The sequence below is a fragment of the Psychromonas arctica genome (assembly GCF_038155225.1).
Lineage (GTDB): Bacteria > Pseudomonadota > Gammaproteobacteria > Enterobacterales > Psychromonadaceae > Psychromonas > Psychromonas arctica_B.
Genome location: NZ_JBAKBA010000175.1, coordinates 1 through 239, shown reverse-complemented (window position 1 = coordinate 239; position 239 = coordinate 1). Strand labels below are relative to the sequence as shown.

The window sequence follows — 239 nt, the reverse complement described above, 5'->3', positions numbered from 1 at the left end:
GTAAGCGTGTTGTTTCAGTTAATAACTGCTGTTGTAGATGTTGCATCTGTTCCGTTAACGATTGCATTTCATCTTGCTTTAAACAGGCATCAAGGTAACCCGCGTGGTCAGCAAACAGTGAAGAAGTTAATGCCCTTGTAAATAGCTCCTCAGCATGGGTTAACTGCTCTTTATATTGAGCTGCTAAAGTAACCAGCTGCGAGTTTTCACCTTGCAATGCGTGTTCTGTAGCACTTAAC

The 239-nt window shown here is 42.3% G+C and carries 1 protein-coding gene; it reads right to left on the bottom strand.

Annotated elements, in window-relative coordinates; genetic code table 11:
- A partial coding sequence (locus tag V6255_RS18215) for a hypothetical protein (protein ID WP_341629402.1) occupies window positions 1–239 on the bottom strand: 239 nt, incomplete at both ends.